Genomic DNA, 13,023 nt, shown 5'->3' on the forward strand with positions numbered 1-13,023 from the left:
GAATCAGAAACCCCACAGAATCTGCACGCCCCAGACGAACATCGCGAACATGGCGATGCCGCACACGGCCTGGAACAGGAAACGCACACCGGTCGCCCACTTGCCCAGCGCCATCGGCGTCAGGTAGTCGGTGGAGATGGTCCACATGCCGACCCAGGCGTGCACGCTCAGTGCAACCAGGGCCAGCAGGCTGAAGATGCGCATTGCGGTATGCGAGAACAGGCCGTGCCATTCGGCGTAGCCCATGCCCGGATTGCAGATTACATAGCCCAGCAGAAACAGCGTGTAAGCCGCGAGAACAACCGCAGACACGCGTTGCGCCATCCAGTCATAGAGGCCCGAACGCGAGAAATTCGTGACATTAGTTACCATATCCACACCCCCAGCAGCACGATCACGACCGCCGAGACGGCGATGACGATTTGCGAGCCCAGCTTGCCGCCTTCCAGCGTCTCGCCGATGCCCATGTCCATGATCAAGTGGCGTACACCGGCCACCAGGTGGTACAGCAGAGCGGACAGCAGACCCCAGATCACGAACTTGGCCAGCGGGCTGGCCAGACATTCTTTCACCTGGGCGAAGCCCTCTTCGGAGGTCAGCGACTTGTCGAGGCCGAACAGCAGGATGGCGATACCGACAAAGAGGATGACACCGGAGATGCGGTGCAGAATGGACGTGTAAGCGGTGATTGGGAGCTTGATAGTCCTAAGGTCTAGGTTTACAGGTCGTTGGCTATTCACGGCTTTTTATCACACTGAGAGCCCCTAACTATCAGGGCAAAGTTGTTGGGAAGTGCACTGGTCAGGTACCCATCACCCAAGGAGTGACGACCGCCATGATATGGCCGCAAAGCCCCTGGCGGTCGGGCGCAGAGTATAGACAGTTAGCAGACTAATGACAATGCAATGGCCTACCCCAAAAAGCGCATTGCAGGCGCTAAACAAATGGCGTAAATAGCGGCCTTTTTTCGCGGAAAAACCCGCCGAAACCCTTCTGCCGCCTGGGTTTTCGCAAATTGACTTTCGGATTTATCTCACTATAGTGGTGCGGGCCCTGCGTGGGGGGCTGTCTGATGATTTCAAGCATAACTAGGAGGCCACATATGGCTGACAAAAAAGCGCAGTTGATCATCGAGGGCAATGCCCCCGTCGAACTGCCCGTTCTGACCGGCACCATGGGTCCCGATGTAATCGATGTGCGGAGCCTGACCGCCACGGGTCGGTTCACCTTTGATCCTGGCTTTATGTCGACCGCCTCTTGCGAGTCGAAGATCACCTACATCGACGGCGACAAGGGCATCCTGCTGCACCGCGGCTACCCCATCGAACAGCTCGCCGAGCAATCCGACTACCTGGAAACCTGCTACCTGCTGCTCAATGGCGAACTGCCGAGCAAGGAAGAGAAGGCCAAGTTCGTCGGCACCATCAAGAACCACACCATGGTTCACGAGCAGCTGAAGACCTTCTTCAACGGCTTCCGCCGCGATGCCCACCCGATGGCCATCATGTGCGGCGTGGTCGGCGCCCTCTCCGCCTTCTACCACGACTCGCTGGACATCAATAACCCGCAGCACCGCGAAGTCTCGGCCATGCGCCTGGTGGCCAAGATGCCGACCATCGCCGCCATGACCTACAAGTACTCCATGGGCCAGCCCATGATGTACCCGCGTAACGACCTGAATTACGCGGAAAACTTCCTGCACATGATGTTCAACACGCCGTGCGAGATCAAACCGATCAGCCCGGTGCTGGCCAAGGCGATGGACAAGATCTTCATCCTCCATGCCGACCACGAGCAGAACGCCTCCACCTCCACCGTACGCCTGGCCGGTTCTTCCGGCGCCAACCCCTTCGCCTGTATCGCCGCCGGCATCGCCGCGCTGTGGGGTCCGGCGCACGGCGGCGCCAACGAGGCAGTGCTGAGCATGCTGGACGAGATCGGCAGCGTCGAGAACATCGACAAGTTCATCGCCAAGGCCAAGGACAAGAACGACCCGTTCAAGCTGATGGGCTTCGGTCACCGCGTGTACAAGAACCGCGACCCGCGCGCCACCGTGATGAAGCAGACCTGCGACGAAGTGCTGGCCGAGCTGGGCATCAAGAACGACCCGCAGCTGGAACTGGCCATGCGCCTGGAAGAGATCGCCCTCACCGATCCCTACTTCAAGGAGCGCAACCTGTACCCGAACGTCGACTTCTACTCGGGCATCATCCTCAAAGCCATCGGCATTCCGACTTCCATGTTCACCGTGATCTTCGCCCTGGCGCGCACCGTCGGCTGGATCTCGCATTGGAAGGAAATGCTCTCCAGCCCGTACAAGATCGGCCGCCCGCGCCAGCTGTACACCGGCTACGAGCAGCGCGACCTGCCGAACGGCCGCGACTGATCGCCAGCGCGACGCAAAAAAGGCTGCCAGTGGCAGCCTTTTTTATTGGCTTACGGTAAATGCGCCGATCTTGCCTGCTCACGACGACTTTTGCCGTCAACTTCGCAGACGACTCCTACTCCCGCTCGACGTCCTCGACCAGCGCCTTGAGCGCTTTCAGCGTCTGCAGCGGCGCATCGACGACGAAGCTGTTGGCCAACCAGGACGGCACGCTGCCGCCCGGCTCGGTATGCGCCTGGTAGACCACCTCCACCCGCCCCTCGCCCAGCGGTCGCAGGCGCCAGATGCCCTCCAGCTTGCGCACCCGCACATGGCCGCGCTGATCCGGCAGGCGCGTCGGCGCCGCCGTGAGCCGACGGGTGACGCTGCCGTCGGCGCCGACCTCGGTGGCGACCTGCAGCACCGAATCGCGCGGCGTCACCGGCCAGGGCGTGGCGTAACGGCTGTAGATCCAGCTCAGCTCGCCTTCGCTGCCGAGCAGGCGCTGCTCGCGGCAGGCGTAGATCCAGGCGCAGGAGGCGGCGACGTCCTCCTGCAGGGCGAGCAGGGTCGGCATATCCGTGCGCAGGACGACCACGCCGCGATAGGCCTGATAGCGCGACCCCGGCACCTCGGCCAGGTACACGCGCACATCGCCCTCCTCCCTGGCCAGGCGCCATTGCAGCTCCGCCGCCGGCGCGGCGCTCGCAGCCAGCAGCAGGCCCAGCAGTGCACCGCGCACGCCTCCGTTCATCGACACTCCCGGCGCTCAGGCCACCGCCGTGGCCTGTTCCAGCCAGCCCAGCAGACGGATGGCGGCCTCGCGGCTATCGCCGCAGACCTGTTCGTCGGCGCTGAAACCGACGCACACCGCCGGCCGCTCCGGGCGTCCGAACAGGGCACAGAGCTGCTCGGCGGACAGATGGATGCAACGCACGCCGGCCGGCTTGCCCTGGGGCATCCCCGGAATCGGCGAGCTGATGGAAGGCGCGATGCAACAGGCACCGCAGCCTGCACGACAGTCCATGACAAACCTCGACATGCGGATAGAACGGCGGCGATCTTAGCGCTTGCCGAGGTTTTCGGGATAGCCGACCGGCTCAGCGGCCGCGCTGCAAGCGCGCGAGCAGGCTGGAGGTGTCCCAGCGCCCGCCGCCCATGGCCTGCACCTCGGCGTAGAACTGGTCGACCAGCGCGGTCACCGGCAGTTGCGCGCCATTGCGCCGCGCCTCGTCGAGCAGGATCGACAGGTCCTTGCGCATCCAGTCCACGGCGAAGCCGAAGTCGAACTCGCCGGCCAGCATGGTCTTGTGGCGATTTTCCAGCTGCCAGGACTGCGCCGCGCCCTTGCCGATCACTTCCATCGCGCCGTGCGCGTCGAGACCGGCGCGCTGGGCGAAATGCAGCGCCTCGGACAGCCCCTGCACCAGGCCGGCGATGCAGATCTGGTTGACCATCTTGGTCAGCTGGCCGCTACCGGCCGCGCCCATCAGGCGGATCATCCGCGCGTAGCCCTGAATCACCGGCTCGGCGCTGGCATAGGCCTCGGCCTCGCCGCCGACCATCACCGTCAGCACGCCATTGACCGCGCCGGCCTGGCCGCCGGACACCGGCGCGTCGAGAAAACCCAGACCGCGCTCGGCGGCGATGGCGGCCAGCTCACGCGCCACATCGGCCGACGCCGTGGTGTGATCGACCAGGATGGCGCCCGGCGCCATGCCGGCGAAAGCGCCCTGCTCGCCCAGCACCACGCCGCGCAGGTCGTCGTCGTTACCCACGCAGCACATCACCAGTTCGGCACCCTGGGCCGCCTCGCGCGGTGTCGGCGCACTGCTGCCGGCGTATTCGGCCATCCATTGTTCGGCCTTGCCCGGCGAGCGGTTGTACACCGTCACTCGATGGCCGTTGCGGGCCAGGTGCCCGGCCATCGGATAACCCATCACGCCCAAGCCGATAAACGCAACCTTCGCCATAGCTACCTCCTCCAGACATAGGCGGCAGAGCCTAACACGGGGTTTGCCCTGGCCGGAAAGCCCTTCCATACTGCCTGCGCACGCAAGGGAGGGCCTATGGGACATTGGTTGGTCATCGACCTGGAAGCCACCACCGACGAGGGCGGCTGGCCAGTCGAGGAAATGGAGATCATCGAGATCGGCGCCAGCCTGGTCGGCGCCGACGGCCACGAGCGCGACCACTTCCAGCGCTTCGTCAAACCGCAACGACGCCCCTGCCTGACCGCCTTCTGCCGCGAACTGACCCATATCGCCCAGGCCGAGGTCGACGCCGCGGCGCCCCTGCCGCAGGTCTGGGCGCAGTTCGAGCGCTGGCTGGGGCAACACGCGCCGCGCCTGGTGGGCTGGAGCAGCTGGGGCGACTACGACCGCCGCCAACTGGAGCAGGAATGGCGCCGGTACCGGCTCGCCAGCCTGCTCGCCGCGGTGCCGCACCTGAACCTCAAGCAGGCCTTCGCCAAGGCCCGCCAGCTGCCGCGGCCGGTCGGCCTGCACAGCGCCCTGCAACTGGCCGGCCTGCAGTTCCAGGGGGCGCAACATCGCGCCCTGACCGACGCGCGCAACACCGCTCGCCTGTTACCGCTGGTGCTGCCGCTCAAAGACTGATGACGAAGAAAAGGCGCTTGGGCATACTGGCGGCCCCCTTTTAAACCCTCCCGAGGAATCGCAGATGTTCAAGGTCAACGAGTACTTCGACGGCACCGTCAAATCCATCGGTTTCGCCATGGCCGAAGGCCCTGCCACCATCGGCGTGATGGCCCCGGGCGAGTACGAATTCGGCACCAGCCAGCTGGAAGTGATGCACGTGGTGGCCGGCGCCCTGACCGTGAAGCTGCCGGGCAGCGACAGCTGGAGCACCTTCGAGGCCGGCAGCAACTTCACCGTAGCGGCCAACAGCAAGTTCCAGCTGAAAGTGGCGGTGGACACCGCTTACCTCTGCGAATACCGCTAAACAGCCGCAGCGCCTCGAAGAACCGGCCCTCGCGGCCGGTTTTTTCTTGGTGGTGTCGCAGCGATCTGTTGCGACTCGTGGGAGCGGCTTCAGCCGCGAATTTCGCGGATAAATCCGCTCCTACACAAAACCGAGCCTTCTCAGCCTATAACCTTCCTTAGCCATACCGACCAGGACCGCCCCATGCCCCGCACCGCCCTTCTCGCGCCTATCGGCCTGCTGCTGGTGGCGATGATCTCGATCCAGAGCGGTGCCTCGCTGGCCAAGAGCCTGTTCCCCCTGGTCGGCGCCGAGGGCACCACGGCGCTGCGCCTGGTGCTCGGCGCGCTCATCCTGTCGCTGGTGATGCAGCCCTGGCGCACCCGCCCGAACCTGGCCGCCTACCGCTCGCTGCTGGCCTACGGCCTGGCCCTGGGTGGGATGAACCTGCTGTTCTACATGTCGCTGCAGAGCATCCCCCTGGGCATTGCCGTGGCCCTGGAGTTCACCGGGCCGCTGGGCCTGGCGCTGCTGTCGTCGCGGCGCCTGCTGGATTTCGTCTGGGTCGCCCTGGCCGTCTTCGGCCTGTGGCTGCTGCTGCCCAGCGGCCTGGCGCAGACCCAGCTCGACCCGCTGGGCATGGCCCTGGCGCTCGCTGCCGGCCTGTGCTGGGCGCTGTACATCGTCTTCGGGCAGAAGGCCGGCGCCGCCCATGGCCGCCAGACCGTGGCCCTGGGCACCTGGGTCGCCGCACTGCTGGTGCTGCCCATCGGCCTGTGGCAGGCCGGCGGCAGCCTGTTCTCGGTCGACCTGCTGCCCATCGCCCTGGGCGTCGCGGTGCTGTCCTCGGCGCTGCCCTACAGCCTGGAGATGGTCGCCCTGACCCGCCTGCCAGCGCGCACCTTCAGCATCCTGATGAGCCTGGAGCCGGCCATCGCCGCGCTTTCCGGGCTGCTGTTCCTCAGCGAGCAGCTGAGCTGGAACCAGTGGCTGGCGATTGGCGCCATCATCCTCGCCTCGGCCGGCGCGGCCGCGACGATCAAACCCAAGGGCTAGCCGGCCTCACCGAACTGCAACTCGGCCAGGCGCGCATAGAGCGGGCTGCCGGCCAGCAGTTGCGCGTGGCTGCCGATGGCCGCCAGGCGCCCCTGCTCGATCACCGCGATGCGCTCGGCCTGCTTCACCGTGGCCAGGCGGTGGGCGATCACCAGGGTGGTGCGCCCGGCCATCAGGCGCGGCAGGGCCTGCTGGATCAGGTGCTCGCTCTCGGCGTCCAGCGCGCTGGTGGCCTCGTCGAGCAGCAGGATCGGCGCATCGGCGAGCAAGGCGCGGGCGATGGCCAGGCGCTGGCGCTGACCGCCGGAAAGCCCCAGGCCGGCGTCGCCCAGGTGGGTCTGGTAGCCCTGCGGCAGGCGCTGAATGAACTCGTGGGCATGCGCCGCGCGCGCCGCCGCCTCCACCTCGGCCTGGCTGGCATCGAGGCGGGCGTAGCGGATGTTGTCCTCCACCGTGCCGTAGAACAGCGCCGGGTTCTGCGACACCAGGGCGAAGCAGGCGCGCAGCTCGCGCGGATCGAGCCGCTCGATCGGCACGCCGTCGATCAGGATGCGCCCGGCCTGCGGGTCGAAGAAGCGCAGCAGCAGGTCGAACAGGGTCGACTTGCCGGCGCCGGACGGCCCGACCAGCGCCAGGGTCTCGCCAGCGCGTACCTGCAGGCTGATGCCATCGACCGCGTAGTGCTCCGGACGCCCCGGATAGGCGAAGCGCAGATGCTGCAGTTCGATCTCGCCGCGCACCGGCTGCGCCAGGCGCTGCAGCCCCTGTTGCGGGGCAGCGATCTGGTTGCGCGCGCGCAGCAGTTCGGCGATGCGTTCGGCCGCGCCGGCGGCGCGCTGCAGCTCGCCGATCACCTCGCTCAGGGTGCCGAACGAGGAGCCGACGATCAGGCTGTAGAACACGAAGGCTGCCAGCTCGCCGCCGGAAATGCGCCCGGCGATCACGTCCATGCCGCCGACCCAGAGCATCACCCCGACGGCGCCGAGCACCAACACGATGACCAGGGTGATCAGCCAGGCGCGCTGGGCGATGCGCTTGCGCGCCACCGCGAACGCCGCCTCGGCGGACAGGCCGAAGCGGCGTTTGTCCTCGTCCTGATGGTTGTAGGCCTGGACCGTCTTGATCTGCCCCAGCACCTCGCCGACGTAGCTGCCGACGTCGGCCACGCGGTCCTGCGACAGGCGCGACAGCGCGCGCACGCGGCGGCCGAAGATCAGGATCGGCGCCACCACCAGCGGCAGCGCGGCCAGCACGATGCCGCTGAGCTTGGGATTGGTCACCACCAGCAGCACGCTACCGCCGACCAGCATGATCAGGTTGCGCAGCGCCATCGACAGCGACGAGCCGATCACCGATTGCAGCAAGGTGGTGTCCGCGGTCAGCCGCGACTGGATCTCCGAGCTGCGGTTGCTCTCGTAAAAGCCTGGATGCAGCTCGATCAGGTGATCGAACACGCGCCGGCGAATATCGGCGACCACCCGCTCGCCCAGCCAGGACACCAGGTAGAAGCGCGTGTAGGTACCCAGCGCCAGGGCCAGCACCAGGACGAAGAACAGCCCCAACGACTGGCGCAACGCCGCCGGCGACTGGGTGGCCAGGCCCTGATCGACCAGCAGCTTGATGCCCTGGCCCATGGACAGGGTGATCGCCGCGGTAAACAGCAGCGCCAGCAAGGCGCCCAGCACCCGCCCGCGATAGGGCGCGATAAAGCGCCAGGCCAGGCGTATCGCACCACGCTGGCGGGAGGAAAGCAGAGAAGTCATGACAGGCCTCAGGAGTCGGCGGTGGCAGGCGCTTCGGCCAGCCAGGCCGCCGCGCAGAGGGCTAGCGCCGCCAGGTTGGTGGACAGCGGATTGAACGCCTGAATCAACAGATGGGGGCTCAGCAGCGCCACATCAAGCAGCAGCACCACCAGGGCCGCGGCTGCCACCAGCAACGGCCAGCGCTGACGGCGAATCGTCAGCAGCGCAATGCCCAGCAATACCTCGGCAATGCCGCCGATACGGGCGATCAGCTCCGGCGCAAAAATCGCGTGATCGGGCAAGCCGTGCGCACCGATCATCGCCACCTCGTCAGGGCTCAGCCAGAGAATCTTCGGCGCCAGGCCATGCCAGATGAACACCAGTGCCAGAGCCAATCGAGCGAACCAGGCGATCTGCGCCAGTCGCCGTTCAGTCATGCAAAAAGCGCTCGGCGTGGTCGGCCGTGGGCAGCAGGCAGACGGCATGCCGGCCGAAAAGGCGGTAGCGATTCAGCGCAATGCGGTCATAACACCAATCCCGCAGCGGCCGGGGCACCAGACGCAGCAATCTCAGTGCACGCCAGGGTTGCGGCAAGCGCGAGAGAATGCGCAGCAGCGCCGTGGAGCGCATATGCAGCCCCACTTCGTCGATCAAGGCCATGGTGTCGAAGCGATCGGTCGGCAGCCCGTACCAGGCCAGCAATGCCTGCCCCTGGGCGGACTGCACGGACGCCAGGCGAAACTGCCGCGCAGGGTCATGGCGGATGAGGAACTTCGCCCAGCCGTTGCACAGTTTGCAGACGCCGTCGAACAGCACGACGCGCTCGCCAGCGACGAGCCCGGGCGGCAGTACAGGTTCAGTCATGGTGCGGCACTCGCCTGTCGAGCGAGCGGGCGGTAGTGGCCGGTGATGCGGTAGGCGAAAAGGATGTCTTCCTCCTGCGTGCCGCGGCCGATGTTGTGCAGGATCAGCGGTGCACCATTTGACGCCCGGTGATCGCTGACGATGCCGATATGAGTCAGGCCACGCCCCAGATCCCAGGTGACGATATCGCCGGCCCGGTAGGAATCAGCGTCCTGACTGACCGGCAGCGACCAGCCCTGACGCTTGAACCAGGTCATCAGGTTGGGCACGCGACGGTGGTCGATATTGCTGTCCGGCCGGCTCAGGCCCCAGTTCTTCGGGTAGACGGCAAAATTGCCGCGCATGTCGCGATGCACCGCCTCCTGCAGGTCCAGCCCCTGCTGGCGCAGCGCGCGGATCACCACGTCGGTGCAAACGCCGGTGGCCATGGGCACGTCGCCGCCCGGATAGCTCAACTGACGGTAGGCCGGGTCATAGCCCAGGGTCACGCCGACCTGCTTGCGTGCATCCAGCACCAGCCTGTCAGCCTCGATGGCCTGGATCTCGGCCGCCAGCAACAGGGCCAGCAACGTCCAGACTGCGCGCATCACGCCCTCCCATGCTCTAGAAGTAGGGTGGACATGCCGAAGGCTTGTCCACCAATCCGCCAACGGCGGACAAGGCTGGCGCCATGTCCGCCCTACACACTCAGGGGATACAGCAGCTCTTCCTTATACCCGGCCCACACCCGCACCGCATCGGGGAAGGCATCGTCCAGCGCCACCTCGCCGCTGTCCACCAGCAGCGGCCGCCCCTCCAGCGTCGCCAGCTTGCGCTTGGTCGCCACCACCCGAAGCCGCTCCAGGCCGACGGCGCGCAGCACCCGTGGGCTGATCTGCTGATTGCCGCGGCCGATGATATGGCCCTGGCCGCCGATGGCGGTGACCAACAGGTAAGCCGGGTGCCCCTCGACCAGGGCGAACAGCTGGGCTTCATTGACGTCGTGGGCGATCACCTGGCCATCCTCGATCACATCGACACCGAGCAAGGTAGTTTCCAGCCCCAGATTCTGCGCCAGGCCATGCAGGGTCGAGCCGGGACCGAACACATAGCGCACGCCCGGCTCCCAATCGCCCTCCAGCCAGGCGGCGAGATCGGCCAGCACCAGCTCCTCGGACTCCACCCCACCCTGCTTGACCGCCTGCACATAGCCGCCTTCCTGCGGCACGCACAACTCGCCGTACCAGCGCGCGGTGACCCGGCCCTCGCGCAGGGCCGCCTCGTCGATGTCGCGCACCTCGCCGCTGGCCAGGCGCACCAGGCCGCCCTCGACCAGGCGCGCGGTCAGCTCGCCCGCCGCCCGCGGGCTGATGGCGTAGACGCCGGACTGGATCTTCACCCCGGCCGGGATGCCCAGTACCGGCTGCCCTTGCCTGACCACGGCGCACACGTCGCGCGCGGTGCCGTCGCCGCCGGCGAACAGGATCAGCGCCACCCCGGCGTCCTGCAGCTGCTGCACCGCGCGGCGGGTGTCTTCTGCGGTGGTGGCGCCCGCACCCAACTCACCCAGTAAACGATGCTCGAAGCCCATCTGCGCCAGCAGATCGCCGCCCATGGCACCCGGATAGCTGACGAACTCGATGCGCTCGCGCAATGCCAGCAACTGCTCCAGCGCGGTGCGCGTGCGCTGCGCCGCCTTCGGCTCGATACCCAGGGCCAGCGCCTGCTCGGCCACGCCGTCGCTGCCCTTGAGCGCCGCCGGGCCGCCGAGGCCGGCCAGCGGATTGATGATCAGACCAATATGGAAACGCGACATCTATTCCTCGCCAGATACAGGCTGGCACGCCGCCTGCAGTACGACCGTTGCTATGTGTTTTGTGACGGAGTTCTACCGTCGTAAATGTCACCGCGCCTTCATCTAGCCGCTCTAGACTGGCGCGCATCACTGATGAGGAGACAGGCCATGAGCTTGCACGATACTGCCGCCCAACGCCCCGCCACCCCGGTCAAGCATCCGCAGATGCCGGTGGGCGGTTTTATCATCGATGGCCAGGGCCGCGAAGTGCCGATCACCGAAGGCATGATCCAGCAGGCCTGCGCCGAACTGGAAAAGAGCCGCCAACAGGCTCAGCAGCCCTCCTGAAGATCGCGCCGGGCCGCCATCGGCCCGGCGCCTTTGCGACTACTCGCGCGGTAGCAGTTTCAGCGACAACGAGTTGATGCAGTAGCGCAGCCCGGTGGGCCGCGGCCCGTCGGGGAACACGTGGCCGAGGTGGGCGTCGCACTTGGCGCATTTCACCTCGATGCGGTGCATGCCGTGACTGAAGTCGTCGAGTCGGGCGATTGCCTCCTCGTTGACCGGCTGGAAGTAACTGGGCCAGCCGCTGCCGGAGTCGTACTTGGCGTCGGAATCGAACAGCGCCTCGCCGCAGCAGGCGCAGTGATAGACGCCTGGCGTCTTGCTGTCGTGATACTCGCCGGTAAAGGGCCGCTCCGTGCCGCCCAGGCGACAGACGTGAAACTGCTCCTGCGACAGCTCCTCGCGCCAGGCCTCCAGGGGTTTGTCGAGTTTGTCCACGGGCAGATTTCCTCCTCGATAAAAGCCAGGCGATGCATGACGGCGCTGGCCTTGGTTGTACGCGGGGCGCGTTGAGTTCGCGGCGGAAGCCGCTGCTACCTGGCCGCGACCTGGGCGCATCCTCGCTCAAAAAAAGCCGGGCCGGCACCTTTGCCGCGCCCAGGCCGCCACGTATGATTCGACGCCAGTCTGTCACCCGCGTTACAGGCTGCCAAGATTCTCCGTCGCGAGACTTTTGCAGCGTGCTTCGGCGGGTTATCCATCGCTCGGGATCCCTTACATGCAGGTCAGCAAATCGAACAAGCTCGCCAACGTCTGCTACGACATCCGCGGGCCGGTGCTCAAGCACGCCAAGCGTCTGGAAGAGGAAGGCCAGCGCATCCTCAAGCTGAATATCGGCAACCCGGCGCCGTTCGGTTTCGAGGCGCCGGAGGAAATCCTCCAGGACGTCATCCGCAACCTGCCCACCGCCCAGGGCTACAGCGACTCCAAGGGCCTGTTCAGCGCGCGCAAGGCGGTGATGCAGTACTACCAGCAGAAACAGGTGGAAGGCATCGGCATCGAGGACATCTACCTCGGCAACGGCGTCTCCGAGCTGATCGTGATGGCCATGCAGGCGCTGCTCAACAACGGCGACGAGGTGCTGATCCCGGCCCCCGACTACCCGCTGTGGACCGCCGCGGTGGCGCTGTCCGGCGGCAAGCCGGTGCACTACCTGTGCGACGAGCAGGCCGGCTGGTTCCCCGACGTCGCCGACATGCGCGCCAAGATCACCCCCAACACCAAGGCCCTGGTACTGATCAACCCGAACAACCCCACCGGCGCGGTGTATTCCAAGGAAGTGCTGCTGGATATCGTCGAACTGGCGCGCCAGCACAACCTGGTGCTGTTCTCCGACGAGATCTACGACAAGATCCTCTACGACGAGGCCGTGCATATCAGCACCGCCTCGCTGGCCCCGGACGTGCTGTGCCTGACCTTCAACGGCCTGTCCAAGAGCTACCGGGTGGCCGGCTTCCGTTCCGGCTGGGTGGCCATTTCCGGGCCCAAGCACAAGGCGCAGAGCTATATCGAGGGCCTGGATATCCTCGCCAATATGCGCCTGTGCGCCAACGTGCCGAGCCAGCATGCGATCCAGACCGCGCTCGGCGGCTACCAGAGCATCAACGACCTGGTGCTGCCCAACGGCCGCCTGCTGGAACAGCGCAACCGTGCCTGGGAACTGCTCAACGACATTCCCGGGGTCAGCTGCGTCAAGCCCATGGGCGCGCTCTATGCCTTCCCGCGGATCGACCCCAAGGTCTGCCCGATCCATAACGACGAGAAGTTCGTCCTCGACCTGCTGCTGTCGGAGAAGCTGCTGATCGTCCAGGGCACCGCCTTCAACTGGCCCTGGCCGGATCACTTCCGCGTGGTCACCTTACCAAGGGTCGACGACCTGGAGCAGGCCATCGGCCGCATCGGCAACTTCCTCAAGGGCTACAGCCAGTAGGCCG

The 13,023-nt window shown here is 66.2% G+C and carries 17 protein-coding genes; 6 read left to right on the forward strand and 11 right to left on the reverse strand.

The annotated features are described in order from the left end of the window. Nucleotides 1-3: 3 nt before the first annotated feature. Nucleotides 4-372: a succinate dehydrogenase, hydrophobic membrane anchor protein gene (gene sdhD / locus ACIGKL_RS17240; RefSeq protein ID WP_024308045.1), complete on the reverse strand. Its 369-nt coding sequence runs from the start codon at nucleotides 370-372 to the stop codon at nucleotides 4-6. Next, the gene (gene sdhC / locus ACIGKL_RS17245) at nucleotides 366-740 is read right to left on the reverse strand and encodes a succinate dehydrogenase, cytochrome b556 subunit (protein WP_021442750.1); all 375 of its coding nucleotides are present in this window, start codon (nucleotides 738-740) and stop codon (nucleotides 366-368) included. The genes sdhD and sdhC overlap by 7 nt, the downstream gene beginning before the upstream one ends. 362 nt (nucleotides 741-1,102) lie before the next feature. On the opposite strand from sdhC, the gene gltA reads away from it, so the two are divergent. Next, nucleotides 1,103-2,386 (forward strand): citrate synthase, encoded by a 1,284-nt coding sequence (gene gltA / locus ACIGKL_RS17250; RefSeq protein WP_397487696.1) that lies wholly within the window; start codon nucleotides 1,103-1,105, stop codon nucleotides 2,384-2,386. Between the two features lie 115 nt (nucleotides 2,387-2,501). On the opposite strand, the gene ACIGKL_RS17255 is transcribed toward gltA, so the two are convergent. From ACIGKL_RS17255 to ACIGKL_RS17265, 3 genes are all read right to left on the reverse strand, one after another. Beyond that, nucleotides 2,502-3,119, reverse strand: coding sequence for an START domain-containing protein (locus ACIGKL_RS17255; RefSeq protein WP_397487697.1), 618 nt, complete (start codon nucleotides 3,117-3,119; stop codon nucleotides 2,502-2,504). A gap of 15 nt (nucleotides 3,120-3,134) precedes the next feature. Then, nucleotides 3,135-3,392: a YkgJ family cysteine cluster protein gene (locus ACIGKL_RS17260; protein WP_397487698.1), complete on the reverse strand. Its 258-nt coding sequence runs from the start codon at nucleotides 3,390-3,392 to the stop codon at nucleotides 3,135-3,137. 73 nt (nucleotides 3,393-3,465) lie between these two features. Continuing rightward, nucleotides 3,466-4,443 (reverse strand): NAD(P)-dependent oxidoreductase, encoded by a 978-nt coding sequence (locus ACIGKL_RS17265; protein WP_397487699.1) that lies wholly within the window; start codon nucleotides 4,441-4,443, stop codon nucleotides 3,466-3,468. On the opposite strand from ACIGKL_RS17265, the gene ACIGKL_RS17270 reads away from it, so the two are divergent. The 3 genes from ACIGKL_RS17270 (at nucleotide 4,435) to rhtA (ending at nucleotide 6,364) form a co-directional block, all read left to right on the forward strand. After that, the gene (locus tag ACIGKL_RS17270; protein ID WP_397487700.1) at nucleotides 4,435-4,983 is read left to right on the forward strand and encodes an exonuclease domain-containing protein; all 549 of its coding nucleotides are present in this window, start codon (nucleotides 4,435-4,437) and stop codon (nucleotides 4,981-4,983) included. The genes ACIGKL_RS17265 and ACIGKL_RS17270 overlap by 9 nt on opposite strands. Before the next feature lie 64 nt (nucleotides 4,984-5,047). Next, nucleotides 5,048-5,329, forward strand: a complete 282-nt coding sequence (locus ACIGKL_RS17275) for a pyrimidine/purine nucleoside phosphorylase (RefSeq protein WP_397487701.1) — start codon at nucleotides 5,048-5,050, stop codon at nucleotides 5,327-5,329. 183 nt (nucleotides 5,330-5,512) lie between these two features. Beyond that, nucleotides 5,513-6,364 (forward strand): threonine/homoserine exporter RhtA, encoded by an 852-nt coding sequence (rhtA, locus tag ACIGKL_RS17280; RefSeq protein WP_397487702.1) that lies wholly within the window; start codon nucleotides 5,513-5,515, stop codon nucleotides 6,362-6,364. On the opposite strand, the gene ACIGKL_RS17285 is transcribed toward rhtA, so the two are convergent. The 5 genes from ACIGKL_RS17285 to ACIGKL_RS17305 form a co-directional block, all read right to left on the reverse strand. Further along, entirely contained in the window at nucleotides 6,361-8,127 is a 1,767-nt protein-coding gene (locus ACIGKL_RS17285; protein ID WP_397487703.1) for an ABC transporter transmembrane domain-containing protein, read from the reverse strand. The two genes, rhtA and ACIGKL_RS17285, sit on opposite strands and share 4 nt — an antisense overlap. A gap of 8 nt (nucleotides 8,128-8,135) precedes the next feature. Further along, nucleotides 8,136-8,543 (reverse strand): DoxX-like family protein, encoded by a 408-nt coding sequence (locus tag ACIGKL_RS17290; protein ID WP_397487704.1) that lies wholly within the window; start codon nucleotides 8,541-8,543, stop codon nucleotides 8,136-8,138. Next, nucleotides 8,536-8,970, reverse strand: coding sequence for a thiol-disulfide oxidoreductase DCC family protein (locus ACIGKL_RS17295; protein WP_397487705.1), 435 nt, complete (start codon nucleotides 8,968-8,970; stop codon nucleotides 8,536-8,538). The genes ACIGKL_RS17290 and ACIGKL_RS17295 overlap by 8 nt, the downstream gene beginning before the upstream one ends. Continuing rightward, the gene (locus tag ACIGKL_RS17300; protein WP_397487706.1) at nucleotides 8,967-9,557 is read right to left on the reverse strand and encodes a DUF1287 domain-containing protein; all 591 of its coding nucleotides are present in this window, start codon (nucleotides 9,555-9,557) and stop codon (nucleotides 8,967-8,969) included. Before ACIGKL_RS17300 ends, ACIGKL_RS17295 begins: the two co-directional genes overlap by 4 nt. Before the next feature lie 92 nt (nucleotides 9,558-9,649). Beyond that, nucleotides 9,650-10,765 carry an ATP-NAD kinase family protein gene (locus tag ACIGKL_RS17305; RefSeq protein WP_397487707.1) on the reverse strand — a complete coding sequence of 372 codons (1,116 nt, stop codon included), beginning with the start codon at nucleotides 10,763-10,765 and terminating at the stop codon, nucleotides 9,650-9,652. A gap of 147 nt (nucleotides 10,766-10,912) precedes the next feature. Here ACIGKL_RS17305 and ACIGKL_RS17310 point away from each other — a divergent pair, with 147 nt between their 5' ends. Then, nucleotides 10,913-11,092 carry a PA1571 family protein gene (locus ACIGKL_RS17310; RefSeq protein WP_397487708.1) on the forward strand — a complete coding sequence of 60 codons (180 nt, stop codon included), beginning with the start codon at nucleotides 10,913-10,915 and terminating at the stop codon, nucleotides 11,090-11,092. A gap of 39 nt (nucleotides 11,093-11,131) precedes the next feature. Here the strand turns inward: ACIGKL_RS17310 and msrB are convergent, their stop codons facing one another. After that, entirely contained in the window at nucleotides 11,132-11,527 is a 396-nt protein-coding gene (msrB, locus tag ACIGKL_RS17315; protein WP_397487709.1) for a peptide-methionine (R)-S-oxide reductase MsrB, read from the reverse strand. A gap of 280 nt (nucleotides 11,528-11,807) precedes the next feature. Between msrB and ACIGKL_RS17320 the strand changes: the two genes are divergently transcribed. Continuing rightward, nucleotides 11,808-13,019 (forward strand): pyridoxal phosphate-dependent aminotransferase, encoded by a 1,212-nt coding sequence (locus tag ACIGKL_RS17320; protein ID WP_397487710.1) that lies wholly within the window; start codon nucleotides 11,808-11,810, stop codon nucleotides 13,017-13,019. Nucleotides 13,020-13,023: the final 4 nt, after the last annotated feature.

The sequence above is a fragment of the Pseudomonas sp. NPDC077186 genome, from assembly GCF_044543505.1.
In the GTDB taxonomy this organism is placed as follows: Bacteria; Pseudomonadota; Gammaproteobacteria; order Pseudomonadales; family Pseudomonadaceae; genus Aquipseudomonas.